We start from the raw sequence: 24372 nt of genomic DNA on the forward strand, positions 1-24372 counted from the left end.
GTTATTCTTACATTGCCGCCGGCGTACATATCCATTGGATGCGCAACGGCGATCTACGTGTTTCGCCCTTAGGCGGGCTCACGGCGTAAGGCCGTAACCTTAAGTGGCCGTTGCCGCAGCAACGGATATGTACACAAACCCTCAAATCAAGAGCCCTTTCCCAGAGGAAGAGGAGACTGATTGCGGGATATGGAAGATTCTCGGTGCTCATTTGCTGCGCGAAGCGCGAAGGCGCGAGCCATGCTGTGAATCAACACAAACCCTGCACAAACTCCAGAAACGCCCGCACTTTAGCCGCCGGTAAATGCCGCGACGGGTAGAACGCATACAGTGGAAAACGCTCATCGGGCCACTCCGGGAACAGGTCCACCAAGCGTCCATCTTTGAGCGCAGGCGCCAGCCCCAGATCGAGCATTTGCGCCACCGCGTGGCCGTGTTCGCACACGCTGTACAAAGTACTGGCGTCATTGATGATCAACCGGCCATTGGTGGGCACGATGAGTATTTGCCCGTCGCGATGAAACTCCCACGCAAACGGCCGCCCAGTCTGTGTGTCGCGAAAGTCGATGCACACGTGCTGACCGTGTTCAAGATCCTGCGGAACAGCGGGGCGCCCATAGCGCTGGAAATACGCGGGGGCGGCGACGGTCAGTACCCGTACTTCCATTAACTTGCGCGCCACCAGTGAGGATGATTGTGGGTGGCCGAAGCGGATGGCCAGGTCAAAGCCGTCAGCGACCAAGTCGCCCAATTGGTCTTTGGTGTGCAGATCCAGTTGCAGTTGTGGGTGATCAATCATGAACTCACCCAGCACCGGGCCCAGTACTAGCCTTGAGAAGTAAGGGTCGATATTGACCCGCAAGCGGCCGCGTACCGTCAGCGCACTGTCCGCTGCCGAATTGGCCGCGTCTTCAAGACCGGCCAGCAGCGGGGCGACTTCCTGATAGAAGCGTCGGCCCTCATCGGTCAACTGTACCGAGCGCGTGGTGCGATCGAACAGGCGAATGCCCAGACGTTTTTCCAGGCGTGAGATCGCCCGGCTTACCCCGGAGGGCGTGATGTCCAGGCTGTCGGCGGCTTTGGCAAAACTGCCACTGTCCACCACTGCGCTCAACACCCCCATGCCGCTGGCCAACCCCGGATCAAAGCTCATTGGTGATCTCTCGTCATGTATGCATTGACACTGATGCTATCGAAGAACGAGGTGTCTGCGCTGGATAATTTCTCTCAACACGACAGCCGTCGTATGAACAGAGGAGAGGGGTATGTACGCAGTCACAGGCATTACCGGCAAAGTGGGTGGCGCGGTTGCGCGGGCCTTGCTCAGTGCCGGGCAGCCCGTGCGGGCCGTGGTGCGCAGTGCCGATAAAGGCCTGCGCTGGGCGCAACAGGGCTGTGAGGTGGCGCTGGCTGAAGTCGACGATGCTCAGGCCATGGCGCAGGCGTTTAGCGGGGCAGAGGCGGTGTTCATCATGCTGCCGTCCAATTTCGACCCTTCACCGGGGTTCCCTGAAGCGCGAGCGTTGGTCGATAACATTCGCCAGGCATTGCAATGCGCCCGGCCGAGCAAGGTGGTGTGCCTGTCGACCATTGGTGCTCAGGCCACACAACCCAATTTGCTGAACCAGTTGCAACTGTTGGAGCAAGCGCTGGGCACCTTGGATATGCCGGTCACTTTTCTGCGTCCGGGCTGGTTTATGGAGAATTCGGTGTGGGATATCGCACCGGCCATTGAGAGCGGGGTGATCCCAAGCTTCCTGCAGCCGTTGGACAAGCCGGTTCCGATGGTTGCCACGGCGGATGTGGGCCGGCTGGCAGCCGAGTTGTTGCAGGAAACCTGGCAAGGGCAGCGCATTGTTGAGCTAGAAGGCCCCCGGCGCATCACGCCCCATGAGCTTGCCGAGACTTTTGCGCGGTTGCTTGGCAAACCCGTGAGCATGAGCGTGGTGCCGCGTGACAACTGGCACGAGCTGTTCAGCGCCCAAGGCATGCGCAACCCGTTGCCGCGGATGCAGATGATTGACGGCTTCAACGAAGGCTGGATTGAATTTGCAGGCACTGCGCGCAAAGGCCAGGTTGAGCTTGAGACTGTGCTCAAGGCCTGTGTGTCGATTCACACTCCGTAGTCAGTGACAAAAAGCGAAGGCTGCGAGCTATCTAGACCAAAAAATCGCAGCTTTCGTGCCTCACAGCAGTCGCAGCTATCACCGCGTGTGCTCGCCCTGGTGCGGGGTTATATCGCGCTCATCGGGCTCTGGCTGGGGCTCAAAACCTTGCGGGTATTTGCCTTTCAAGTGCCAGGCAAAAGCAATGATTTCGGCCAGAGTGCGGTATAGCTCCTGGGGGATGCTGTCACCCAGTTCCATGCGCGCCAATAATCTGACCAGCTCAGCATTCTCATAAATAGGCACTTCGTATTCGCGGGCCAGCGAGAGGATTGCTTCGGCCAGTGCGTCGTCGCCTTTGGCGGTCAGGGTGGGCGCTTGTTGGCCATCGTATTTGAGGGCAATCGCCTGGCGCGGCTCGGGAGCTGTGTTCATGCGGTTTCGTCGACCCAGCGTTGTTCAAGGGGGGTGTGGCCATTGTGGGGCGGGGTGCCTTGATGGCAATCGAGATCGGTCACGCTCAGCCCCGCGTCGTTCAGCCGTTGGCGCAGCTCGCCCAATTGGCTGGCGATCAGTTCGGCGGTGGCGCTGCGTTGTGCCCATAACTGGCCGGACAGGTTGCCGCGCAGCAATTGCGCCTGCACATGCAGCGGGCCCAGCGGAGTCAGGTCGAAGGCCAGTTCAACGCGCCACAGTTGATCCTTGCTTTCGCGGTGTTCGCGTGTGTCTTCAGGCTTTTGCTCGGGTGGATCTTCACGCTGGAACTTGACCTGCAACGGCACGATGTCGTGGGCGTTGCGCAAGGGGATTTCCAGTTGCCAGGTAGTCAGCAGATTGCCGTCTGCGGTGCGCCCGCTTTGTTCCAGGCTCGACAATTGATGGCTTTGCAGGCGCGAAATGGCTGCGGCAGCGAGCTTGAGCAGGTTTTCCAGGCTGTCTTCGCCTTCGCCACGTTGCAGCAGGCGCGGCAGCAGCGGAAAACCCCCGGGTTGCGGTTTGGCGCTGACTTGTCCCAGCATGCCCAAGGCATTACGCACAAAAGTCGGCAGCGCTTGCGCCTGGGCGCTGGCGGCGACACCGGGGTTGAAGTTGGGGTTGGCCGGGACGCCGGGCAAGATCTGCGCAATCAGCCGCAATAAGCTGGCTTTCATGTCGGGGGCCAGGGTTTGCATCTGCCCACCGAGCAGTTTTGCTTCGAGAAAAGCGCCACTGTTGAGCAGGGCATTACTGAGTGTGGCTGGGTTGCTCAGTTGTTGTGGTGTAGGTAAACCGCTCAACAACGTGTCGATAGAGGCGCGCAAGGGGTCGGGCAGGCTCTGGTTGGGCGCAAGTTTCTGCAGGGCGTTCAACAAGCCGTCGAGCGAGCCCTGACGGCTTTGCTGGGCGGCCAGTTGCTGGGTAATCGCCAGTTGGTCTTGCCGGCCGCTCAGCGGCACGAAGTTCAGGGTCTGGCTGCCTTGCACTTGCGCGGTCAGCAAACTGTCGACGCGCAAAGGTCGCGGACTGTCGACGGTCAGGGTGCTGCCGCTCAAGGCGCTGTTGATCAAGGTGACCAACGAGCGATACAGCGTTGGCTGTCCGCCCGCTTGCGGTAACACCTGGGTGCTCAGCACTTTGCCTTGCAACAGCGTGCCCACCGGCAGTTGCTGTGGATCAAGGCGGGTGAGGGCATTGGCATTACTGCTCAGGGTTTGTTGCAGGCTGACCGCCAGGCTGCCGGGCGAGGGTTGTGTCACCGACAATAACGTGCCCAGAGGCAACGGTTGGTTGCTGCTGACCTGGACATTGGTTTGGCGGCCGCTGTCCAGGGTCAGTTTAAGCAGGAGCTGAAACACTGCATCGCCCTGTTTAAGCGACATGACTTGCGCCTGGGCGCTTTGCCCAGGACTGATCAGCCCCTCAAGCGGTTGCAGCAACTTGAGCACTTCACCGCCAACTGCGCCTGGGCGTACGGGATTGGACGCAGCAGGTGGGATGGGTGGAATAGTCATGTCGCTTTTCATTGTTACAACCTTATGAATATGCCCTCTTTAGAGTAGGACATGGCATGTATAATGCTGCCCCATCGTTTAAGGTGCTTAAAAACAACACAATTCTTTGATCCAGCTCTCTTAAACAGGCCGCAAATGCATCTATCCTGCATCACTTTAACGGCCACGCCCGAGCCGACTTGAACCGTGAAGGCCTCAACTACGTGACCAGCCCTCTTCTAGAAACCGCATCGCTGACCTGTGAGCGTGACGGTCGCCTGTTATTTGAAAATCTCGAATTGCGACTCAGTCCCTGCGACATGCTACAGATCAGCGGCCCCAACGGCAGCGGCAAGACCAGCCTGCTGCGTGTGTTGGCGGGCCTGATGCAGCCGACCGAGGGCGAGGTACGGCTGAGCGGGCAACGGTTAAGCGAGCAGCGTGCGGCGCTGGCCAGCAACCTGCTGTGGATTGGTCATGCCGCCGGGATCAAGGACTTGCTGACGGCCGAAGAGAACCTGCTTTGGCTCTGCGCCCTGCATCGCCCGGCGAGCCGAGAGGCGATTTGGGCGGCGCTGGCTGCCGTGGGGTTGCAGGGATTTGAGGATGTGCCGTGCCACACCTTGTCGGCCGGGCAACAGCGGCGTGTCGCCCTGGCCCGTTTGCATCTGGACAGCCCTGCGCTGTGGATTCTCGACGAGCCGTTTACCGCGCTCGATAAACAAGGCGTTGCGGCCCTTGAAGAACACTTGGCCAGCCACTGTGAGCGAGGCGGGATGGTGGTGTTGACCACACACCATACGTTGTCCCGCACACCGGCGGGTTATCGCGATATCGACTTGGGGCGTTGGGCTGTATGAGCGTGTTTGCTTCGTTGCTGGCCCGTGAGGCACGTTTGTTGTTTCGGCGCCCGGCCGAGTTGGCCAATCCGTTGGTGTTCTTTGCGATTGTGATCGCGATGTTCCCGCTGGCGGTTGGCCCTGAGTCTCAATTGTTGCAAACCTTGTCTCCGGGACTGCTCTGGGTGGCGGCGCTGTTAGCGGTTTTGCTCTCGCTGGACGGGCTGTTTCGCAGTGATTTTGAAGACGGCTCACTGGAACAGTGGGTCCTTTCGCCGCACCCGCTGGCGCTTCTGGTGTTGGCCAAGGTGCTGGCACACTGGGCGTTTTGCGGGCTGGCGCTGGTGATTTTGTCACCCTTGCTGGCGCTGATGCTGGGATTGCCGGTGGCCTGTTTGCCGGTGCTGTTGTTGTCGTTGTTGCTCGGTACTCCGGTGCTGAGTTTGCTCGGTGCTGTAGGTGCCGCGCTGACCGTGGGGCTTAAACGCGGCGGCTTGCTGCTGGCGTTGCTGATTCTGCCCTTGTATATCCCGGTGCTGATTCTGGGCAGCGGGGCGTTGCAGGCGGCCTTGCAAGGCATGCCCGCGACGGGTTATCTGCTGTGGCTCGGTAGCCTGACCGTGCTGGCTGTAACGCTTACACCTTTTGCTATAGCGGCCGGCCTGAAGATCAGCGTCGGCGAATGAATAATGAGGTCTGGCCCAGCAGGGCCAGTAAAGACCCGCGCGTTGATAAGGCCGTACACAGGCTGCGTCAAGGCACCGTGATGGAAACAGCGTGATGAACTGGACTTGGTTTCACAAACTCGGCTCACCCAAATGGTTCTATGCCATCAGCAGCCGCTTGCTGCCCTGGTTGAGCATCGCCGCCGGGTTGCTGTTGGTGACTGGCGTGATCTGGGGCCTGGCCTTTGCGCCGCCGGACTACCAGCAAGGGAACAGCTTCAGGATCATTTATATCCATGTGCCAGCCGCCATGTTGGCGCAGTCATGCTATGTGATGCTGGCCGTGTGCGGGGTGGTCGGGCTGGTCTGGAAAATGAAAATCGCCGATGTCGCCCTGCAATGCGCCGCGCCCATCGGTGCCTGGATGACCGCCGTGGCGCTGGTGACCGGAGCTATCTGGGGCAAGCCGACCTGGGGCTCGTGGTGGGTCTGGGATGCGCGCCTGACTTCCATGCTGATTCTGCTGTTTCTGTACTTCGGCCTGATCGCCCTCGGCAATGCCATCAGCAATCGTGACAGTGCAGCCAAGGCCTGTGCCGTGCTGGCGATTGTCGGCGTGATCAACATCCCGATCATCAAGTACTCGGTGCAGTGGTGGAACACCCTGCATCAGGGCGCGACGTTTACCCTTACTGAAAAACCGGCGATGCCCGTGCAAATGTGGCTGCCGTTGCTGCTCACCGTGCTGGGTTTTTATTGTTTTTTTGGCGCGGTGCTGTTGCTGCGCATGCGCCTTGAGGTGCTCAAGCGAGAAGCCCGCAGCAGTTGGGCCAAGGCAGAAGTGTTAAAAGCGCTGGAGGGTTCGCGGTGAGTTTTACTTCGTTCAGCGATTTTGTCGCCATGGGGCATCATGGCCTGTTCGTGTGGTCGGCCTATGGCATTTGCCTCGCGGTTTTAGCGCTTAACGTGGCGCTGCCGATCCTGGCGCGTCGGCGTTATCTGCAACAGGAGGCGCGTCGTTTGCGCCGGGAGAATTCCAAGTGAATCCGCAGCGTAAGAAACGTTTGATCATCATCCTGGTAATTCTGGTGGGCATCGGCGCGGCCGTTGCGTTGGCCCTGAGTGCGCTGCAGCAGAATATCAACCTGTTCTATACCCCGACCCAGATCGCTAATGGCGAGGCTCCATTGGACACGCGAATCCGTGCGGGCGGCATGGTGCAGAACGGCTCGCTGAAACGCTCTGGCGATTCGCTGGACGTCGAATTTGTGGTCACTGACTTCAATAAGGACGTGACCATTCAATACCGCGGCATCTTGCCGGACCTGTTCCGCGAGGGGCAGGGCATTGTTGCGTTGGGCAAGCTCAACGCCCAGGGCGTAGTGGTGGCCGACGAAGTGCTGGCCAAGCATGACGAGAAGTACATGCCGCCCGAGGTGACCAAGGCGCTGAAGGAGAGCGGCCAGTCCGCCCCGGCACCGGCTAACGAGGTTAAGTGATGATGTCTGGACTGTTTATTCCTGAATTGGGCCACTTGGCCATGATTCTGGCGCTGTGCTTTGCCATCGTGCAGGCCAGCGTCCCGCTGCTGGGCGCCTGGCGTGGCGACAAATTGTGGATGAATCTGGCGCAGCCAGCGGCCTGGGGGCAGTTTGCCTTTTTGCTGTTTGCCTTCGGCTGCCTCACCTATGCCTTCATGACCGATGATTTTTCGGTCCGCTACGTGGCCAGCAACTCCAACAGCGCGTTGCCGTGGTACTACAAGTTCAGTGCCGTGTGGGGCGCCCACGAAGGCTCGTTGCTGTTGTGGGCGTTGATTCTAGGCGGCTGGACCTTCGCCGTGTCGGTGTTCTCGCGGCAGTTGCCGCAAGTGATGCTGGCCCGCGTGCTGGCGATCATGGGCATGATCAGCGTCGGCTTTTTGCTGTTCCTGATCCTCACCTCCAACCCGTTTGCACGCCTGCTGCCGCAAATGCCTGCCAATGGCAACGACCTCAACCCGCTGCTGCAAGACATCGGCCTGATCGTTCACCCGCCGATGCTGTACATGGGGTACGTCGGTTTCTCGGTGGCCTTTGCCTTTGCCATTGCTGCCTTGCTCGGTGGTCGGCTGGATGCCGCGTGGGCGCGCTGGTCACGGCCGTGGACCATCGTGGCCTGGGCGTTTCTCGGGATCGGCATCACCTTGGGTTCGTGGTGGGCGTACTACGAGCTTGGCTGGGGCGGTTGGTGGTTCTGGGACCCAGTTGAAAACGCGTCGTTTATGCCATGGCTGGTCGGCACGGCGCTGATTCACTCGCTGGCGGTCACCGAAAAACGCGGTGTGTTCAAAAGCTGGACGGTGTTGCTGGCCATTGCCGCGTTCTCGTTGAGCCTGCTCGGGACGTTCCTCGTGCGTTCCGGGGTGCTGACCTCGGTGCACGCCTTTGCCGCCGACCCTGAGCGCGGCGTGTTTATCCTGATCTTCTTGCTGTTTGTGGTGGGCGGCTCGCTGACGCTGTTTGCGTTGCGTGCGCCGGTGGTCAAAAGCCATGTGGGTTTCAATCTGTGGTCCCGTGAGACGTTGCTGCTGGGCAATAACCTGATCCTGGTGGTGGCGGCGTCGATGATTCTGCTCGGCACCTTGTACCCGTTGATTGTCGACGCGATGAGCGGGGCGAAAATGTCGGTCGGCCCACCCTACTTCAATGCGCTGTTCATCCCGTTGATGGCCTTGCTGATGGTGGTCATGGCGGTGGGTGTGCTGGTGCGCTGGAAAGACACCCCGGTCAAATGGCTGCTGGGTATGTTGACCCCGGTGTTGCTGGGCAGCGCAGCACTGTCGGTGATTGCCGGTGTGGCCTACGGCGACTTCAATTGGGCGGTGCTCGCTACCTTTATGCTGGCGGCCTGGGTGTTGCTGGCCGGAGTGCGCGACATTGGCGACAAGACTCGGCACAAGGGCCTGATCAAAGGCATGCGCAGCCTGACCCGCAGTTATTGGGGCATGCAGATCGCGCACCTGGGCATCGCGGTGTGCGCATTGGGCGTGGTGTTGTCGAGCCAGAACAGTGCCGAACGCGATTTGCGCCTGGCGCCGGGCGAGTCGATGGAACTGGCCGGTTACCAGTTCATTTTTGACGGAGCCCAACATTTTGAAGGGCCGAACTACACCTCGGACAAAGGCACGGTGCGGGTGATGCGCAATGGCAACCAAGTGAGCGTGCTGCACCCGGAAAAACGTTTGTACACGGTGCAAAGTTCGATGATGACCGAGGCCGGTATCGACGCCGGTTTCACCCGCGATCTGTATGTAGCGCTGGGAGAACCGCTGGGCGAGGGGGCCTGGGCGGTGCGGGTACACGTTAAACCGTTTGTGCGCTGGATCTGGCTGGGCGGTTTGCTCACCGGTTTTGGCGGTTTGCTGGCGGCGCTGGATCGACGTTATCGAGTCAAGGTCAAAACCCGTGTGCGTGACGCGCTGGGCATGAAAGGAGAAACAGCATGAGACGCTGGCTAATGCTGGTCCCGCTGGCGGTGTTTTTGGGCATGGCGTGGTTTCTGTACAAAGGCTTGTACCTGGACCCGACCGAGTTGCCGTCGACCCTGATCGACAAGCCGTTCCCGGCCTTCAGCCTGCCGTCGGTCGAGGGCGATAAAACCCTGACCGAAGCCGACCTCAAGGGCAAGCCGGCGCTGGTCAACGTCTGGGCCACCTGGTGCATCTCGTGCAAGGTCGAGCACCCGGTACTGACCAAACTGGCCGAGCAGGGCGTGGTGATTTATGGCGTCAACTACAAGGACGTCAATGCGGACGCAAAAAAGTGGCTCAAGGAATTTCATAACCCATACCAGCTGGACATCAACGATGAAGCCGGTTCGCTGGGCCTGAACCTGGGCGTATATGGCGCCCCGGAAACTTTCCTGATCGATAGCCAGGGCATCATTCGTCACAAGTTCGTTGGTGTGATCGACGAGCGCGTGTGGCGTGAGCAACTGGCCGGCAAGTATCAGGCGCTGGTCGACGAGGCCAAGCCATGAAGCGCTGGTTAGCGGCTGTTGTGCTGGGGTTGAGTGTGACCGGCATCGCCCACGCGGCCATCGACACGTATGAGTTTGCCAATGACGCAGAGCGCGCGCGCTTTCGCGAACTGACCCAGGAGCTGCGTTGCCCCAAATGCCAGAATCAGGACCTCGCTGATTCCAACGCACCGATTGCTACCGACCTGCGCCGCGAGATCTTCCGCATGCTGGGTGAGGGCAAGGACAACCAGCAGATCATCGACTTTATGGTCGATCGTTATGGTGACTTCGTTCGCTACAAGCCGGCCTTGACCAGCAAGACGGTGATCCTGTGGTTTGGCCCGCTGGCCCTGTTGGTGGGCGGGATTGTGGTGATCGGGGTGATTGTCGGGCGTCGACGTCGTACTACGCAGGGCGAAGATTCAGACACTCTTTCTGCCGAGGAGCGTGCGCGCCTCGCCACCTTGCTGGATAAAAACAAAGATGATTGATTTCTGGCTTGCAGCCGGTTTGCTGCTACTGATTGCCCTCAGTTTTTTGCTGATCCCGGTATTGCGCGGTCGCCGTGCCCAGCGCGAAGAAGACCGCACGGCCCTCAACGTGGCCTTGTATCAAGAGCGCGTGGCGCAATTGCAGGCCCAGCGCGAAGAAGGTGTGTTGAACGCCGAACAACTGGAGGCCGGTCGCGACGAAGCGGCCCGTGAGCTGTTGGCGGACACCGAAGGTGTGGCGCCGGGGCGTACTTCCAGCCTGGGCAAGGCGCTGCCGATTCTGGCCGCCTTTATGGTGCCGGTGCTGGCTGTGGGGCTTTATCTGCACTTTGGGGCCAGTGACAAGGTTGAGCTGACCCAGGAGTTTGCAACCCCGCCGCAGTCACTCGAACAAATGATCTCGCGCCTGGAGCGGGCTGCCGCTGCGCAGCCGGACTCGGCTGAGAGCTGGTATTTCCTTGGCCGCGCCTACATGGCGCAAAACCGCGCGGCCCAGGCAGCCAAGGCGTTTGAACGTGCCGTGGCGCTGGCCGGTCGCCAGCCGGAGTTGCTGGGCCAGTGGGCGCAGGCGCAGTACTTTGCTGACGATAAAAAGTGGAGCGACAAGACCCAGGCCTTGACCGACGAAGCCTTGAAGGTCGATCCCAATGAAGTGTCCAGCCTTGGCCTGCTCGGCATCGCGGCATTTGAAGGCAAGCGTTATCAGGAGGCCATTAATTACTGGCAGCGCTTGCTCAATGAGTTGCCGATTGGTGACCCGTCTCGCGAAGCGCTGGAGGGCGGTATCGAGCGTGCCCGTGGGCAATTGCTGGCCAGTGGCGGCAAGGTTGAAAACGCCCCCGTGCCTGCCGCACAGGCGTCGATCAGGGTCAGCGTCGATTTGGCTGATGCTGTCAAAGCCAGTGTGTTGCCCGGCGACAGCGTGTTCATCTTCGCCCGCGCCGTGTCGGGCCCACCAGCTCCGTTGGCGGTCAAGCGGGTGACAGTGGCGGATCTGCCGATCACCGTGGAACTGAGCGATGCTGATGCCATGATGCCGCAATTGAAACTGTCCAACTTTCCTGAAGTCCAACTGGTTGCGCGCATCTCCCGTGCGGGCCAGCCGACCGCTGGCGAATGGGTAGGGCGCGGCAAACCGCTGCCCAACAGCAGTCAAACCCTGCAACAGCTGACAATCGACAGCCCGGATAAATAAATTCGTCAGGGCATGATCTGTGGGAGCGGGCTTGCTCACGATGCAAACGAGGGGTGTGCCTGTTACACCTTGTCGATCCCATCGCGAGCAAGCCCGCCCCCACAGGCCCTTACTACTTGCACGAGACCTCGTTATGGCCGCACTTGCTCGAATCACCCTGCTTAGTCTGGCCATTGGCCTGAGTGCCTGCTCGGTTCATCAACCTTACGAATCCACGTCCCCCACGCCGCCCAGCCCGATTCCGCAGCCGCAGCCTTCGGACAAGCCGTTGCCGGACATGCCTATCCCGCAGCCGCCCAAACCGCTGCCGCGCACCTCGGCCACCTTCGCCCCGCCACCGGGCGGCCCCAGCCACTGGGACGCCCGCTTGGGTGTGTATGTGCTGGATGACCAGAGCAACATCTTCTATCGCCAGCGTACCTACTATCGCTGGGACAACGGCTGGAGCCGTGGGATCAGCCCGAACGGGCCGTGGGAAGAAACCGATACCAGCGGCGTACCGCCGGGGTTGAGCCGGCAGTTCAAGTAACCCGATCGATTGCCCCGACGCCGCGCTGTCGCGCAGCAAGCAGGCCACCGAGTATCTTCAGCATCCCCCAATCGGTTCCCTCTCCTTCGGGAGAGGGCTAGGGTGAGGGGCCATTGCTCAAAACCTGTGTTCGGCCTGCGTGGTTTAAGGGGGGCTCTTAAATCAAGAGCCGATCAAGATCAAAAGATCGCGAGGCGAGCTCGCTCCTACAGGGCCTTAGGAACCAATAAGAGCTGCCGCAGGCTGCGATGTTTTGATGTTTTTAAAAAAGTGCCTGCATAGCGGTAGGATGGCCCACTCACTATCCAAGGAATCCGCGATGAGCCTCTTCGATTTCAAGCAAGTTGATGTGTTTAGCACGGTGGCCCTCAAGGGCAATCCGGTAGCTGTGGTGTTGAATGCCGACGGTTTGAGCGATGAGCAAATGGCCGATTTCGCGCGCTGGACCAATCTCAGTGAAACCACTTTTGTACTAAAGCCACTAAACCCCAAGGCGGATTATCGGCTGCGGATTTTTACCACGCTGCGTGAGTTGCCTTTTGCCGGGCATCCGACGCTGGGCAGTTGCCATGCCTGGTTGGAAGCTGGTGGTCAGCCGCGAGGTGAGGAGATTATTCAGGAGTGTGCGCTGGGTTTGATCCGGGTCCGTCGTAGTGCTGGGCAATTGGCGTTTACCGCGCCGCCGTTGTTACGGTCCGGGCCGGTTGACGATGCTGTATTGCACCGCGTATGCCAGGGTTTGGGGGTTGAGCTCAACGACGTGCAGCAGGCGCGCTGGGTGGATAACGGTCCAGGCTGGCTGGCCTTGCTGTTGGCTGATCGCGAGCAAGTGCTGGCGTTGAAACCCGATTACTCACAGTTACGCGGCCTGGCCATAGGGGTGGTCGCGCCCTGGGCTCCTGAGCGCGATGGCAATGAGGCGCAGTTTGAAGTCCGTGCGTTTCTGGCAGGTGACGGGATGCAGGAAGATCCGGTCACCGGCAGTTTGAACGCCGGGTTGGCGCAATGGTTGATCGCCGACGGCCTGGCCCCTTCACGCTATGTGGCTAGCCAGGGCACGGCCATGGGCCGGGCAGGGCGGGTATTCGTCGAGCAGGTTGGCCAGGAAATCTGGGTCGGCGGTGCCGCGCTGACCTGTATTTCGGGGACGGTTAATCTTTAAGCGCTTTTGGCTTTTGTCACGCGCTTGGGTTTGGCTTTACCGGCCGGGCTCTTGCGCTTTTTCTTCCAGGGCGGTGCCACCCCTGCCGGGCTGGCCGGGCCGCTGATGGTCATGCTCAGGGTGCTGCAGCGCTCAATGTGCTTGCTCATCCATGCGGCCTGTTTGGCGACGAAGATCTCCAGAGACATTTCGCCACTTTGCACCATGTCCAATGCCTGTTCCCAGATGGCGGTGGTACCGGGGTCTGCGATGGCTCGGGGCACAGCGTCGATCAGGCTGAACGCCGGTGGCGTGGCGGCCAGCGCCTTGCCGTTTTTGATCAGGTAGCCGCGATCGATCAGGCCTTGGATGATCCCGGCGCGGGTGGCTTCGGTACCGATGCCGGTGGTGTCTTTGAGCTTTTGTTTGAGTCGCGGGTCCTGGACCAGTTTGGCGACGTTTTTCATTGCCTTGATCAGGTCGCCTTCGGTGAACGGCTTGGGTGGCTGGGTCCACAGGTCTTTGAGGTTGACGTTGGCCACGGCGCAGTCGAGCCCTTCGCGCAAGGCGGGCAAGGGTTGCGGGGCCGGGGCTTCGCGCCCTTTGGCCGGGGCCAGTGCTTCGGGCAGGGCTCGCTTCCAGCCGGGCTCGACGATTTGTTTACCGACAGCGCGCAGGTGCTGGCCTGCACAATCGAAGTCGGCCTGGGTGCGGTCGTATTCATGGTTGGGCAGAAACTGCGCCAGATAGCGTGCGCGAATCAAGGTGTACACCGCGCGGTGCTTGCCGCTAAGGCGTTCGAGGTTCTTTGCCGCCGCCGTGGGGATGATGCCGTGGTGGGCGCTGACCTTGGCATCGTTCCAGGCCCGTGAGCGGCGCTTGGGGTCGAGGTGTTCGGCCAGCGGCGCAAGGCTTGGGTCGGCCTGGCGCAAGGCAGCCAGAATGGCGCTGGCTTCGCTGTGCTGGCTCAGAGGCAAATAGCCGCAATCACTGCGCGGGTAGGTCACAACCTTGTAGGTTTCGTACAGTGCCTGGGCGACGTCGAGGGTTTCTTGCGCACCAAGGCCGAGCTTTTTGGAACACACCTCTTGCAGGGTGCCGAGGTCGAAGGGCAAGGGTGCGACTTCACGCATGCGCTCGGTGTGCAGTTTGGTGACTCGCGCGTGGCTGGCGTTGCTGATTGCGGCGCAAGCCTGTTGCGCGTGCGGCTGGTTGAGGCAACGGTCCTGGTCGTCACAGGTGTCGGGATCGGCCCGCCATTGCGCGGTGAACAGTTGGGCATCGTGCTTGAGCTGCACGTCAATCGCCCAATATGCCACCGGCACAAAGTCGCTGATGCTGCGATCACGGTCGACCACCAGGCGCAGCGTCGGGGTTTGCACCCGGCCAACCGGCAGCACGCCCTGATAGCCGGACTGGCGCCCGAGCAGAGTGAACAGGCGGCTCATGTTCATGCCGATCAACCAGTCAGCCCGCGAGCGGCCCAAGGCCGAATGGTAGAGGTTAAAGGTTTCGGCGCCGGGCTTGAGTGCCGCCAGGGCCTTGCGAATGGAGGCGTCGTCCAGTGCGGACAGCCACAGGCGCTGAATGGGCCCGCGATAGCGGCAATGCTCGACCAGTTCGCGGGCGATCATTTCGCCTTCGCGGTCGGCGTCGGTGGCAATCACCAGTTCACTGGCTTCACCGAGCAGGCGTTTGACGGCTTTGAATTGGCTGGCAGTTTTAGGCTTGACCCGCATCTTCCATTTTTCCGGGATGATCGGCAGGTCGGCCAGCACCCAGCGCTTGTAGCGCTCGTCGTAGGCGTCTGGCGGGGCGGTTTCGAGCAGGTGGCCAATGCACCAGGTGACAGTTGCATTGGGGCCCACCCAGCAGCCATCACCGCGTCGGCTGGCGCCGAGCACGGCCGCAATATCTTTGGCCTGGGAAGGTTTTTCACACAGAAACAGCCGCATAGCTCCACTCATTCATGCATCGCAGAAGAGCTGCAGCATGGGCAGTCATTGGCTGGAGATCAAGCGTTTTTACTGTGTTTTTGTACAGGTGGTGAGGGCGGGCTTGCTTCGCGAGCTTTTAGAACGTCAAAAGATCGCGAGGCAAGCTCGCTCCTACGCGGGGATGGGGTTATTGACCGCTGTAAATTTGATCGAATACGCCGCCATCGCTGAAGTATTTTTTCTGCACTTCACGCCAGTCGCCGAAGGTTTTCTCAACCGACAGGAAGTCGACTTTCGGGAAACGGTCGTTGTATTTGGCCAAGATCGCCTGGTCGCGCGGGCGCAGGTAGTTTTTCGCGGCAATTTCCTGGCCTTCAGGCGACCACAGGAACTTCAGGTATTCCTCGGCGACAGCACGGGTGCCTTTTTTGTCGACAACTTTGTCGACCACGGTAACCGGCGGTTCGGCTTCGGCGGAAACGCTTGGGTAGATCACTTCGAACTGGTCACGACCAAACTCGCGGGCAATCATTTCGGCTTCGTTTTCGAAGGTCACCAGCACGTCGCCGATCTGGTTGGTCATGAACGTGGTGGTCGCGGCACGGCCGCCGGTATCCAGCACGGGCGCTTGCTTGAACAGTTTGCCAACAAACTCTTTGGCTTTTTCTTCGTCGGCGCCGTGTTTTTGCGCATAGCCCCAGGCCGAGAGGAAGGTGTAGCGGCCGTTACCCGAGGTTTTCGGGTTAGGCACGATCACTTGTACGCCGTCCTTGAGCAGGTCTGGCCAGTCGTTCAGACCTTTCGGGTTGCCCTTGCGCACGATAAATACGGTGGCCGAAGTGAACGGCGCACTGTTGTCCGGCAGGCGGGTGACCCAGTTTTCAGGGACCAGCTTGCCGTTGTCGGCGAGGGCGTTGATGTCGGTGGCCATGTTCATGGTGATCACATCAGCCTGCAGGCCGTCGATCACTGCACGGGCCTGTTTGCTCGAGCCGCCGAAGGACATCTGCACAGGCTGCTTTTCTTTATGCTCTTTTTCCCAGTGCTTTTGGAACGCAGGGTTGTAGTCTTTATAGAAGTCGCGCATCACGTCATAAGACACGTTCAGCAACGGTTTGTTGTCGGCGTGGGCCAGGCTGCTGAGTGCAAGACCTGCGACCAGTAAGGAGGCGCTAAAGAGTTTTTTCACTGCGTATTCCTTGTTATAGGGGGCAAAAGAGGCAATATGCCAGCGACTATAGCGGGTGCTGCATAGTCCTTAAAAGATTAAAAAGCACTTTGTTTATACGTTTTTGACGAACAGCGCATTACCACACCGAGAACAAAAAGACGCCGAGGCCTCGTGTTGGGCTTTCTTGCAGGTGGTACAGGTGTGGTCCAACTGCTCGCCGCGCATGGCGTTGGCCAGTTCGGCGGTGAAAATACCGGTGGGTACGGCAATGATTGAGTAGCCGGTGATCATGACCATGGCCGAGATGACTTGCCCGGGAATGGTCTGCGGGACGATGTCGCCATAGCCGACGGTGGTCAGGGTCACGATGGCCCAATAGATGCTGACCGGGATGCTGGTAAAACCGTGATCCGGGCCTTCGACCACGTACATCAAGGTGCCGAACACGGTAACCAGAGTAGAAACCCCAACCAGGAACACGATGATTTTCTGTTTGCTGCCGCGTAAGGCCGAGAGCAGGTAATTGGCCTGGCTCAAGTAGGGCAACAGTTTGAGGATCCGGAAGATCCGTAGCATGCGGATGACGCGAATAATCAACAGGTACTGCGCGTCGCTGTAATAAATCGCCAGAATGCCCGGCACGATGGCGAGCAAGTCCACCAGCCCATAGAAGCTGAACGCGTAGCGCAGGGGTTTGGGCGAGCAGTACAGGCGCAGGCCGTATTCGACGGCAAACACAAAGGTGAAGCCCCATTCGATGTAGGCCAGCAGATCGCCGTATTTAAGGTGAATACTGTTGATGCTGTCGAGAATGACCACCACCAGGCTCGCCATGATGATCAGCAGCAGGGTGGTGTCGAAACGGCGCCCGGCAGGTGTGTCGGACTGAAACACCATCACGTACAGGCGCTGACGCCAATCCTGATTCTTCATGTCGGTTGCTCGATACCCAAAACACAGAAGATTCGGGTATTAGCGCTCGATGCGCAACCTGCTTTGCGCTTCGCTGGCAGCGCTCTTGCGGCTTGATAGACGAGCACTGCCCCCGATAAGCCAGCAGCCGAGCACAAAGGGCGCGGTTAGCAGAGGCAACCCCAGCGCACTCAAGCCTGGCGCTAGCGCCAAGGTCACGACGATGCCCAGCAATGGTTTGCAGATCCGACTCCCTTGCTGGCTCAAGGCCAATGCTGCCAGCGCCGGGTTGTAGCCCGCCAGCCCGTTGAGTGCGGCGCCGGTGTCTTGTTGGTAGAGGCTCCATAGCAGCCCCGCCAGTGAGCCGGTCAGCGCCCATAGGGCCGACCGCCAGTGGCTCAGGCACAAGCCGATGACAATCAGCAGCCCAGCGATGGGGTGGTTCAGCAGCATGGCTTGGCTGATCCCTTTGAACAGGGCTTGCAGCAACGTCCAGGCGTTGAGGGGGTACGGCTCAACGCTGTACTCCGGCGTTCCTTGCAGGCAGAGCAGCACCCAGCCGATGGCGACAAAGGGCGCGGTGTAAATCATCAGGCTGTGGGGATGAGTGGCACGCTTGAGCCATTGATGGACCACCATGCTGCTGAGCCCGGCGCTGGCGATGATTAGCAGTGGCAGCATGGCTGACCACGGCAGTTGATGGCTCAGCAGCAGCCCCAGCAGTACACCGTTGTAGCTGTAGAGCCCGGCCTGACGTTCAGTTTTGGCATAGCCGCGACGTTGCGCGGTCAGCAAGCCTGCAACCGCACCGAGCAACGCCCCGCCGAGCAGCGCCGGTGCGCTGACGACAATAGCCAGCAGGCACAGCACGCCGCAGAGCGGATGACGTTGCAGGAAGATTTGGCTGAAACCATTGCACAGGGCCGTGGCCCAGTCGGAGCAATGAGTCATGGCGCATTCAACTTTTTTGAGGATGAACAAATGCCCCGCAGGGACCACGCTATCGACACCGCTTTTGGGTTTTGCAGCACCCATGTAGTTGCTGACGAGGCATGAGGCTGCGATGGGCTGCTATGCGGCCTGCTTCGCAGCCTCGTCAGCGACTACACACGTTGCGGGGGAGGTTATTTGTCGCGAATAGAGAAGTTGGCCATGTGTTCCAGGCCTTTGATCAGCGCCGAGTGGTCCCAGTTGCTGCCACCCAGGGCGGCGCAGGTGCTGAAGACTTGCTGGGCGTTGGCGGTGTTGGGCAGGTTGATCCCCAGTTCTCGGGCGCCCGCCAGGGCCAGGTTGAGGTCTTTCTGGTGGAGGCTGATGCGAAAGCCCGGGTCGAAGGTGCCTTTGATCATGCGTTCGCCGTGTACTTCAAGGATCTTCGAAGATGCGAACCCGCCCATCAAGGCTTCGCGAACCTTGGCCGGATCTGCGCCGTTTTTCGCGGCAAAGACCAGTGCTTCGGCCACGGCCTGGATGTTCAACGCAACGATGATCTGGTTGGCCACCTTGGCGGTTTGACCGTCGCCGTTGCCGCCCACCAGGGTGATGTTCTTGCCCATGCTTTGCAGCAGGGGCAGGGCGCGGGCGAAGGTTTTTTCGTCGCCGCCGACCATGATGCTCAAGGTGCCGGCCTTAGCGCCGACTTCACCGCCAGACACCGGCGCGTCGAGATATTGCGCGCCTTTGGCGTTGATTTTTTCCGCGAAGGCTTTGGTCGCCGTGGGCGAGATCGAACTCATGTCGATCACCACTTTGTTCGGGCTCAGGCCTGCGGCAATACCGTTTTCACTGAACAGTACCTCGTCCACCTGCGGGGTGTCGGGAACCATGATGATGATGAATTCGGCTTCCTGAGCGACTTCTTTCGGGCTGGCCAGGGCGATGGCGCCAGCAGACAGCAGATCGGCAGGTGCTGCGCCGCGATGGATCGACAAGAACAGGCTGTGCCCGGCCTTTTGCAGGTTGCTGGCCATGGGCGAACCCATGATCCCGGTGCCGATAAATCCGATTTTAGCCATGACAAATCCTCTTGTTTTTATTGAATAGCCAGCAACGTCTTACACCGCGTTATGCGTCTTGAGCCACACCAGCCCGGCTTCGGTGCTGGTCAGCGGCTTGTACTCGCAGCCCACCCAGCCCTCATAGCCGATGCTGTCGAGGTGGTCGAACAGGAAGCGGTAGTTGATCTCGCCGGTCCCCGGTTCATGACGGCCGGGGTTGTCGGCCAGCTGGATGTGGTTGATCTGCGCCAGGTGCGTTTGCATGGTGCGCGCCAGGTCGCCTTCCATGATTTGCATGTGATAGATGTCGTATTGCAGGAACAGGTTGGCGCTGCCGACCTTGTCCTGAATCGCCAGTGCCTGCGCGGTGTTGTTGAGGTAGAAGCCCGGAATGTCGCGGGTATTGATTGCTTCCATCACCAGCTTGATACCCACCGCTTGCAGTTTGTCGGCGGCGTACTTGAGGTTACTGATGAAGGTTCTTTCGACGGTAGCCTCGTCTACGCCTTGTGGGCGGATTCCGGACAGGCAGTTGATCTGCGTGTTGCCCAGTACTTTTGCGTAGGCGATGGCCTTGTCGACGCCTGCGTGGAACTCCTCGACCCGGTCTGGGTGGCAGGCAATCCCGCGCTCGCCCTTGGCCCAATCGCCTGCGGGCAGGTTGAACAGTACTTGGGTCAGTTTGTTGGCATCCAGGTGGCTTTTGATTTCTTCAGGGCTGTAGTCGTACGGAAACAGGTATTCAACGCCGTGGAACCCAGCGTTGGCAGCCGCTTGGAAACGGACAAGAAAATCCTGTTCGGTGAACAGCATGGACAGGTTGGCGGCAAAACGCGGCATGGTGGACTCCTGCTTGTTATAGGGCCTTTCCCGCAGAAAGGGCCTAAGGCTTCTCGGTTAATCGAGCATGGAAATGGCAGTCGGTGCATCGTTACCCACCAGCGCCAGATCTTCAAACTCATTGATGGCGTTGATTTCGGTGCCCATCGAAATATTGGTCACGCGTTCCAGAATAATCTCCACCACCACCGGTACACGGAATTCTTTGATCAGCGCTTGTGCTTTGCGCAGCGCAGGCTGGATCTGATCTGGCTCGAACACGCGCAAGGCCTTGCAGCCCAGCCCTTCGGCCACCGCGATGTGGTCGACGCCATAGCCGTTCAGTTCGGGAGCGTTGAGGTTGTCGAAAGACAGTTGCACGCAGTAGTCCATTTCGAAACCACGCTGTGCCTGACGGATCAGTCCCAGGTAGGAGTTGTTAACCACTACGTGGATGTACGGCAGGTTGAACTGCGCGCCGACGGCTAACTCTTCGATCATGAACTGAAAGTCGTAGTCACCCGAGAGGGCTACCACGTTACGGCTCGGGTCGGCTTTGACCACGCCCAATGCCGCTGGAATGGTCCAGCCCAATGGCCCGGCCTGACCGCAGTTGATCCAGTGGCGTGGCTTGTAGACGTGCAGGAACTGCGCCCCGGCAATCTGCGACAAACCGATGGTGCTGACATAGCAGGTGTCTTTGCCGAACACCTGGTTCATCTCTTCATACACGCGCTGGGGCTTGACTGGCACGCTGTCGAAGTGGGTCTTGCGGTGCAGAGTGGCTTTGCGTTGCTGGCACGCTTGCAGCCAGGCACTGCGGTCTTTCAGTTTGCCAGCGGTTTTCCATTCGCGAGCCACTTCTAGCAGCACCTCGAGGGCTGCTCCTGCGTCGGACACGATGCCCAGGTCGGGGGTGAATACACGGCCGATTTGCGTAGGCTCAATGTCTACGTGAATAAACTTGCGGTCTTTGGTGTAGACCTCGACCGAGCCGGTGTGGCGGTTGGCCCAGCGGTTGCCGATGCCCAGTACCAGGTCGGACTCGAGCAGGGTGGCGTTGCCATAACGGTGCGAGGTTTGCAGGCCGACCATGCCCACCATCAGCGGGTGATCGTCGGCGATGGTGCCCCAGCCCATCAGCGTAGGGATCACCGGGATTGCGGTCAGTTCGGCAAACTCCACCAGCAACCCACTGGCGTCAGCGTTGATCACGCCACCGCCGCTGACCAACAGCGGCCGCTCTGCCTGATCGAGCATGGCCAGGGCTTTTTCAGCTTGTATGCGGGTGGCCGAAGGCTTGGCCAGCGGCAATGGTTCGTAAGCGTCGATGTCGAATTCGATTTCAGCCATTTGCACATCGAATGGCAGGTCTATCAATACCGGGCCGGGGCGCCCGGAACGCATTTCGTAGAAGGCCTTCTGGAAGGCATAAGGCACCTGGCCTGGCTCGAGCACAGTGGTCGCCCATTTGGTCACGGGTTTGACAATGCTGGTGATGTCCACGGCCTGGAAGTCTTCTTTGTGCAGCCGAGCCCGAGGTGCCTGGCCGGTAATGCACAAAATCGGGATGGAGTCGGCCGAGGCGCTGTACAGACCGGTCACCATGTCGGTACCGGCCGGGCCTGAGGTGCCGATGCACACGCCAATGTTGCCGGCTCGGGTACGGGTGTAGCCCTCGGCCATGTGTGAAGCGCCTTCCACGTGGCGAGCCAGGACGTGATCGATGCCGCCCACTTTTTGCAAGGCTGAATACAGTGGGTTGATGGCGGCGCCCGGAATCCCAAAGGCGGTGTCGACACCTTCACGACGCATCACCAAGACGGCGGCTTCGATTGCTCTCATTCTGCTCATGCGATTGTGCCTCTTACGTTTTATAATTGTATACAAGTGGCTTTGTGCTGAGTGTATTCATGGTTCGACACTCAGGTCAATGGGTTTTGATGAATCAATAATTGAGTGCTTAGGATGCCCAGTTTTGAACGATTTTGCGGTTTTTTGATTTTCTGATCGATAAAATTGTATACAAGTTAATTATTTATTGTGTTCTATTTGTCGATCTAAAAATCCTTGCCCAATGGCCAAAAGGTTTTCAATAACAACAAAAGGACGGCAACCATGAGTGCTTTAACCTTGAAAATCGCTTTAACCCTGGCGACTCAAGCCTTGAATGCCGGGCGCAGCATCAATGCGTCCCCACTGACAGTCGCGGTACTCGATTCGGGTGGGTATTTGCTGGCGTTGCAGCGAGAAGACGGCGCGAGTCTGTTGCGACCAAACATTGCGATTGGCAAGGCTTGGGGGGCGATTGCCCTGGGCAAGGGCTCGCGTGCGTTGGCGCTGGACGCGCAGCAGCGCCCGACATTTTTCGCGGCGCTCAATGGCATGGGACAGGGCGATATTGTGCCGGTGCCGGGTGGTGTGTTGATTCGCGATGAGCAGGGCAAGGTGCTGGGTGCAATCGGTATCAGCGGCGATACCTCAGACATCGATGAGCAGTGCGCCATCAGTGCGATAGAAGGGCAAGGGTTGCGGGCGGATGCGGGAGTGGCGGCTTAATCACGTTTTACGGTAGGAGCCAACTGCCTCGCGATCTTTTGAGCTTTTAAAAGACCGCGAGGCAAGCGCCTACGGTTTTTGCGACAGGAGTCAGTCCGGTGCACAGCCTTTGAGTACCAGACGAATAATGGTCTGGGTTGCGGCTTCGTAGTCGATGTCGTCGAGCTTGGCCTTGCCGGTGATAGCCGAGATTTGCCAATCGAAGTCGGCATAGGTCTGGGTCGCCGCCCAGATGCTGAACATCAGGTGGTGCGGGTCGATTGGGGCAATCTGGCCGCGGTCGATCCAGGTCTGGATGCAGGCGATGTTGTGCTTGGCCTGGTCATTGAGCAGTTCAACCTGCTGTTCACTCAAGTGCGGGGCGCCGTGCATGATTTCGCTGGCGAACACTTTCGAAGCAAACGGCAACTCGCGGGAGATGAGGATTTTCGAGCGGATGTAGTTGCTCAATACCTCGTTGGGCTCGCCATCGGCGTTGAACGGTGTGGATACCCGCAGGATCGGCTCGATAATGCTTTCGAGTACTTCGCGGTACAGGTTTTCCTTGGACTTGAAGTAGTAATAGACGTTGGGCTTGGGTACCCCCGCCTTGGCCGCAATGTCGCTGGTTTTGCTGGCGGCGAAACCTTTGTCAGCGAACTCCTCGCTGGCGGCTCGCAAAATCAGTTCTTTATTGCGCTCGCGGATGCTACTCATAAACCCGGTATTTCCTTGCCTGTTTTGGCGGTCGGGCATGGTAGCACCGTGCTTGCAAACGGCTCAAGATTGCAGGGTGCGGGCGCTAAGCCAAGGCGTCAGCGGGTTGTGAGGTGCTGTTGGACAGCAAGCGATAGCCCATTACGGCAAACAGCAACATGCTCAGGCCTGCTACCAGCGACACTCGGAAGCCCGCCGGTGCTCCGTAGGCGTCGATCACCCAGCCGCCGACTACGGCGCCCAGCGCCACGCCTATGCCCAGGCCGGTAATCATCCAGGTCAGCCCTTCGGTCAGCTTGGCCGGGGCGACGATGTTTTCCACCAGCGCCATGGCGGTGATCAGGGTAGGTGCGAAGAACAGCCCGGCGACAAACATGGCGGTCGCCAGGGTGAAGATGCTGTTGGCCCACATCAGCGGGACCATGGTGATGGCCGTGGCCAGCGCGCCCAGCAGGAACAGGCGGGGCAATGGCATGTTCAGTTTGAGGCTGCCGAAGACCAGCCCGGCAATGCACGAGCCTAGCGCGTAGACCGACAGCACGATGCTCGCGGCAGCCGGTTCGCCCTGGTGCTGGGCAAAGGCCACGCTGACCACGTCGACGGTGCCGACAATGGCGCCCAGGCCGATCAGCGCAATCATCAACAGCAGGACCGCGCCTTGGCGCAAGACCGTGACGTCGTTCTCCAGTGTGCGCGGGTGGACGGGCGGCTCGGTTTTACGTTGCAGCACAAAGGCCGTTACACCCACTGCCAGCAAGATCGCTGCGGCGAGCGGTCCGGCCTGAGGGAACAGGGCCACGCTGAGGCCCACCGAAATGGGCGGGCCGACGATAAAGCTCACTTCGTCGAGCACCGATTCGAAGGAGAACGCGGTGTGCAGCTTGGGCGAGCCGCGATACAGCTCGCTCCAGCGGGCCCGCACCATCGCCGGCATGCTGGGCATGCAGCCGGCAAAGATGGCGCACACAAAGAGGGTCCAGTCGGGCGCGTTCAAGTGGCTGCACAGCAGCAGTGCCAGCATGCCGCAGACGCCGACGGCGGCGACACCGGGCAGTACCCGGCTTTGGCCGTAACGATCAACCGCGCGGGAAATTTGTGGAGCCAGCAGAGCAATCGCCATCGCAAAGGTGGCCGCTACCGCGCCCGCCAGCCAGTAAGAGCCGTTCAACTGCGACAGCATGGTGATGATGCCGATACCCGCCATGGATATTGGCATACGGGCGATCATGCCGGCGGCGCAAAATGCTTTGCTGCCCGGGGCGCTGAAAATCTCGCGATAAGGGTTGGCCATACAAGCTCCGAAACGTGTCGGGTGAGAAAGATACTTTACATACACGCCGTATG

The 24372-nt window shown here is 59.7% G+C and carries 25 protein-coding genes; 13 read left to right on the forward strand and 12 right to left on the reverse strand.

The window, feature by feature from the left end:
* Nucleotides 1–250: 250 nt before the first annotated feature.
* On the reverse strand, nucleotides 251–1153 hold the full coding sequence (locus tag NTD86_RS13530) for a LysR family transcriptional regulator (RefSeq protein ID WP_262202957.1): 903 nt from the start codon (nucleotides 1151–1153) through the stop codon (nucleotides 251–253).
* A gap of 112 nt (nucleotides 1154–1265) precedes the next feature.
* Between NTD86_RS13530 and NTD86_RS13535 the strand changes: the two genes are divergently transcribed.
* Nucleotides 1266–2126, forward strand: a complete 861-nt coding sequence (locus NTD86_RS13535) for an NmrA family NAD(P)-binding protein (RefSeq protein WP_262202960.1) — start codon at nucleotides 1266–1268, stop codon at nucleotides 2124–2126.
* Nucleotides 2127–2204: 78 nt separating this feature from the next.
* On the opposite strand, the gene NTD86_RS13540 is transcribed toward NTD86_RS13535, so the two are convergent.
* Both NTD86_RS13540 and NTD86_RS13545 read right to left on the reverse strand, forming a co-directional pair.
* Nucleotides 2205–2540, reverse strand: a complete 336-nt coding sequence (locus NTD86_RS13540; RefSeq protein WP_262202962.1) for an EscU/YscU/HrcU family type III secretion system export apparatus switch protein — start codon at nucleotides 2538–2540, stop codon at nucleotides 2205–2207.
* Entirely contained in the window at nucleotides 2537–4108 is a 1572-nt protein-coding gene (locus tag NTD86_RS13545) for a flagellar hook-length control protein FliK (protein WP_262202964.1), read from the reverse strand. Before NTD86_RS13545 ends, NTD86_RS13540 begins: the two co-directional genes overlap by 4 nt.
* Nucleotides 4109–4299: 191 nt before the next feature.
* On the opposite strand from NTD86_RS13545, the gene ccmA reads away from it, so the two are divergent.
* The 11 genes from ccmA (at nucleotide 4300) to NTD86_RS13600 (ending at nucleotide 12958) form a co-directional block, all read left to right on the forward strand.
* Nucleotides 4300–4935 (forward strand): cytochrome c biogenesis heme-transporting ATPase CcmA, encoded by a 636-nt coding sequence (gene ccmA / locus NTD86_RS13550; protein WP_262203052.1) that lies wholly within the window; start codon nucleotides 4300–4302, stop codon nucleotides 4933–4935.
* Nucleotides 4932–5600 carry a heme exporter protein CcmB gene (ccmB, locus tag NTD86_RS13555; RefSeq protein ID WP_262202966.1) on the forward strand — a complete coding sequence of 223 codons (669 nt, stop codon included), beginning with the start codon at nucleotides 4932–4934 and terminating at the stop codon, nucleotides 5598–5600. Before ccmA ends, ccmB begins: the two co-directional genes overlap by 4 nt.
* Nucleotides 5601–5691: 91 nt before the next feature.
* Entirely contained in the window at nucleotides 5692–6450 is a 759-nt protein-coding gene (locus tag NTD86_RS13560; protein ID WP_262202968.1) for a heme ABC transporter permease, read from the forward strand.
* On the forward strand, nucleotides 6447–6623 hold the full coding sequence (gene ccmD, locus NTD86_RS13565; RefSeq protein ID WP_262202969.1) for a heme exporter protein CcmD: 177 nt from the start codon (nucleotides 6447–6449) through the stop codon (nucleotides 6621–6623). The genes NTD86_RS13560 and ccmD overlap by 4 nt, the downstream gene beginning before the upstream one ends.
* Nucleotides 6620–7078: a cytochrome c maturation protein CcmE gene (ccmE, locus tag NTD86_RS13570; RefSeq protein WP_262202971.1), complete on the forward strand. Its 459-nt coding sequence runs from the start codon at nucleotides 6620–6622 to the stop codon at nucleotides 7076–7078. Before ccmD ends, ccmE begins: the two co-directional genes overlap by 4 nt.
* A complete protein-coding gene (locus NTD86_RS13575) occupies nucleotides 7078–9066 on the forward strand; it encodes a heme lyase CcmF/NrfE family subunit (RefSeq protein ID WP_262202973.1) in 1989 nt (662 codons plus the stop codon). The genes ccmE and NTD86_RS13575 overlap by 1 nt, the downstream gene beginning before the upstream one ends.
* A complete protein-coding gene (locus NTD86_RS13580) occupies nucleotides 9063–9599 on the forward strand; it encodes a DsbE family thiol:disulfide interchange protein (protein WP_262202975.1) in 537 nt (178 codons plus the stop codon). The genes NTD86_RS13575 and NTD86_RS13580 overlap by 4 nt, the downstream gene beginning before the upstream one ends.
* On the forward strand, nucleotides 9596–10072 hold the full coding sequence (locus tag NTD86_RS13585; protein ID WP_262202976.1) for a cytochrome c-type biogenesis protein: 477 nt from the start codon (nucleotides 9596–9598) through the stop codon (nucleotides 10070–10072). Before NTD86_RS13580 ends, NTD86_RS13585 begins: the two co-directional genes overlap by 4 nt.
* Nucleotides 10065–11267, forward strand: a complete 1203-nt coding sequence (gene ccmI / locus NTD86_RS13590) for a c-type cytochrome biogenesis protein CcmI (RefSeq protein ID WP_262202977.1) — start codon at nucleotides 10065–10067, stop codon at nucleotides 11265–11267. Before NTD86_RS13585 ends, ccmI begins: the two co-directional genes overlap by 8 nt.
* Nucleotides 11268–11400: 133 nt before the next feature.
* A complete protein-coding gene (locus NTD86_RS13595) occupies nucleotides 11401–11796 on the forward strand; it encodes a hypothetical protein (RefSeq protein WP_262202979.1) in 396 nt (131 codons plus the stop codon).
* A 319-nt stretch (nucleotides 11797–12115) separates the two neighbouring features.
* Complete coding sequence (locus NTD86_RS13600; RefSeq protein WP_262202981.1) at nucleotides 12116–12958, forward strand: PhzF family phenazine biosynthesis protein; 843 nt, start codon at nucleotides 12116–12118, stop codon at nucleotides 12956–12958.
* Here NTD86_RS13600 and NTD86_RS13605 read toward each other — a convergent pair.
* The 7 genes from NTD86_RS13605 to gcl all read right to left on the reverse strand — a co-directional run bounded on the left by NTD86_RS13605 (nucleotide 12955) and on the right by gcl (nucleotide 21627).
* Complete coding sequence (locus tag NTD86_RS13605) at nucleotides 12955–14892, reverse strand: DNA topoisomerase III (RefSeq protein ID WP_262202982.1); 1938 nt, start codon at nucleotides 14890–14892, stop codon at nucleotides 12955–12957. The two genes, NTD86_RS13600 and NTD86_RS13605, sit on opposite strands and share 4 nt — an antisense overlap.
* 169 nt (nucleotides 14893–15061) lie before the next feature.
* Complete coding sequence (locus NTD86_RS13610; RefSeq protein ID WP_262202984.1) at nucleotides 15062–16063, reverse strand: sulfate ABC transporter substrate-binding protein; 1002 nt, start codon at nucleotides 16061–16063, stop codon at nucleotides 15062–15064.
* Between the two features lie 93 nt (nucleotides 16064–16156).
* On the reverse strand, nucleotides 16157–16978 hold the full coding sequence (locus NTD86_RS13615; protein ID WP_262202985.1) for an ion transporter: 822 nt from the start codon (nucleotides 16976–16978) through the stop codon (nucleotides 16157–16159).
* 39 nt (nucleotides 16979–17017) lie between these two features.
* Nucleotides 17018–17908: an urea transporter gene (locus NTD86_RS13620; protein ID WP_262203054.1), complete on the reverse strand. Its 891-nt coding sequence runs from the start codon at nucleotides 17906–17908 to the stop codon at nucleotides 17018–17020.
* A gap of 173 nt (nucleotides 17909–18081) precedes the next feature.
* On the reverse strand, nucleotides 18082–18972 hold the full coding sequence (locus NTD86_RS13625) for a 2-hydroxy-3-oxopropionate reductase (protein WP_262202987.1): 891 nt from the start codon (nucleotides 18970–18972) through the stop codon (nucleotides 18082–18084).
* A gap of 39 nt (nucleotides 18973–19011) precedes the next feature.
* A complete protein-coding gene (gene hyi, locus NTD86_RS13630) occupies nucleotides 19012–19794 on the reverse strand; it encodes a hydroxypyruvate isomerase (RefSeq protein WP_262202989.1) in 783 nt (260 codons plus the stop codon).
* Between the two features lie 57 nt (nucleotides 19795–19851).
* A complete protein-coding gene (gene gcl / locus NTD86_RS13635; protein WP_262202991.1) occupies nucleotides 19852–21627 on the reverse strand; it encodes a glyoxylate carboligase in 1776 nt (591 codons plus the stop codon).
* 264 nt (nucleotides 21628–21891) lie between these two features.
* Here gcl and NTD86_RS13640 point away from each other — a divergent pair, with 264 nt between their 5' ends.
* Nucleotides 21892–22332, forward strand: coding sequence for a GlcG/HbpS family heme-binding protein (locus NTD86_RS13640; protein WP_262202993.1), 441 nt, complete (start codon nucleotides 21892–21894; stop codon nucleotides 22330–22332).
* A gap of 90 nt (nucleotides 22333–22422) precedes the next feature.
* Here the strand turns inward: NTD86_RS13640 and NTD86_RS13645 are convergent, their stop codons facing one another.
* On the reverse strand, nucleotides 22423–23028 hold the full coding sequence (locus NTD86_RS13645; protein WP_262202995.1) for a TetR/AcrR family transcriptional regulator: 606 nt from the start codon (nucleotides 23026–23028) through the stop codon (nucleotides 22423–22425).
* Nucleotides 23029–23113: 85 nt separating this feature from the next.
* Nucleotides 23114–24319, reverse strand: a complete 1206-nt coding sequence (locus NTD86_RS13650) for an MFS transporter (protein ID WP_262202996.1) — start codon at nucleotides 24317–24319, stop codon at nucleotides 23114–23116.
* Nucleotides 24320–24372 lie beyond the last annotated feature (53 nt).

The sequence above is a fragment of the Pseudomonas sp. 7P_10.2_Bac1 genome (assembly GCF_025465935.1).
Lineage (GTDB): Bacteria > Pseudomonadota > Gammaproteobacteria > Pseudomonadales > Pseudomonadaceae > Aquipseudomonas.

Coding starts and splice junctions, on each gene's coding strand:
- NTD86_RS13530 (WP_262202957.1), bottom strand. CDS start 1,153: ATGAGCTTTGATCCGGGGTTGGCCAGCGGCATGGGGGTGTTGAGCGCA.
- NTD86_RS13535 (WP_262202960.1), top strand. CDS start 1,266: ATGTACGCAGTCACAGGCATTACCGGCAAAGTGGGTGGCGCGGTTGCG.
- NTD86_RS13540 (WP_262202962.1), bottom strand. CDS start 2,540: ATGAACACAGCTCCCGAGCCGCGCCAGGCGATTGCCCTCAAATACGAT.
- NTD86_RS13545 (WP_262202964.1), bottom strand. CDS start 4,108: ATGAAAAGCGACATGACTATTCCACCCATCCCACCTGCTGCGTCCAAT.
- ccmB (WP_262202966.1), top strand. CDS start 4,932: ATGAGCGTGTTTGCTTCGTTGCTGGCCCGTGAGGCACGTTTGTTGTTT.
- NTD86_RS13575 (WP_262202973.1), top strand. CDS start 7,078: ATGATGTCTGGACTGTTTATTCCTGAATTGGGCCACTTGGCCATGATT.
- NTD86_RS13580 (WP_262202975.1), top strand. CDS start 9,063: ATGAGACGCTGGCTAATGCTGGTCCCGCTGGCGGTGTTTTTGGGCATG.
- NTD86_RS13585 (WP_262202976.1), top strand. CDS start 9,596: ATGAAGCGCTGGTTAGCGGCTGTTGTGCTGGGGTTGAGTGTGACCGGC.
- ccmI (WP_262202977.1), top strand. CDS start 10,065: ATGATTGATTTCTGGCTTGCAGCCGGTTTGCTGCTACTGATTGCCCTC.
- NTD86_RS13595 (WP_262202979.1), top strand. CDS start 11,401: ATGGCCGCACTTGCTCGAATCACCCTGCTTAGTCTGGCCATTGGCCTG.
- NTD86_RS13600 (WP_262202981.1), top strand. CDS start 12,116: ATGAGCCTCTTCGATTTCAAGCAAGTTGATGTGTTTAGCACGGTGGCC.
- NTD86_RS13605 (WP_262202982.1), bottom strand. CDS start 14,892: ATGCGGCTGTTTCTGTGTGAAAAACCTTCCCAGGCCAAAGATATTGCG.
- NTD86_RS13615 (WP_262202985.1), bottom strand. CDS start 16,978: ATGAAGAATCAGGATTGGCGTCAGCGCCTGTACGTGATGGTGTTTCAG.
- NTD86_RS13620 (WP_262203054.1), bottom strand. CDS start 17,908: ATGACTCATTGCTCCGACTGGGCCACGGCCCTGTGCAATGGTTTCAGC.
- NTD86_RS13625 (WP_262202987.1), bottom strand. CDS start 18,972: ATGGCTAAAATCGGATTTATCGGCACCGGGATCATGGGTTCGCCCATG.
- hyi (WP_262202989.1), bottom strand. CDS start 19,794: ATGCCGCGTTTTGCCGCCAACCTGTCCATGCTGTTCACCGAACAGGAT.
- gcl (WP_262202991.1), bottom strand. CDS start 21,627: ATGAGCAGAATGAGAGCAATCGAAGCCGCCGTCTTGGTGATGCGTCGT.
- NTD86_RS13640 (WP_262202993.1), top strand. CDS start 21,892: ATGAGTGCTTTAACCTTGAAAATCGCTTTAACCCTGGCGACTCAAGCC.
- NTD86_RS13645 (WP_262202995.1), bottom strand. CDS start 23,028: ATGAGTAGCATCCGCGAGCGCAATAAAGAACTGATTTTGCGAGCCGCC.
- NTD86_RS13650 (WP_262202996.1), bottom strand. CDS start 24,319: ATGGCCAACCCTTATCGCGAGATTTTCAGCGCCCCGGGCAGCAAAGCA.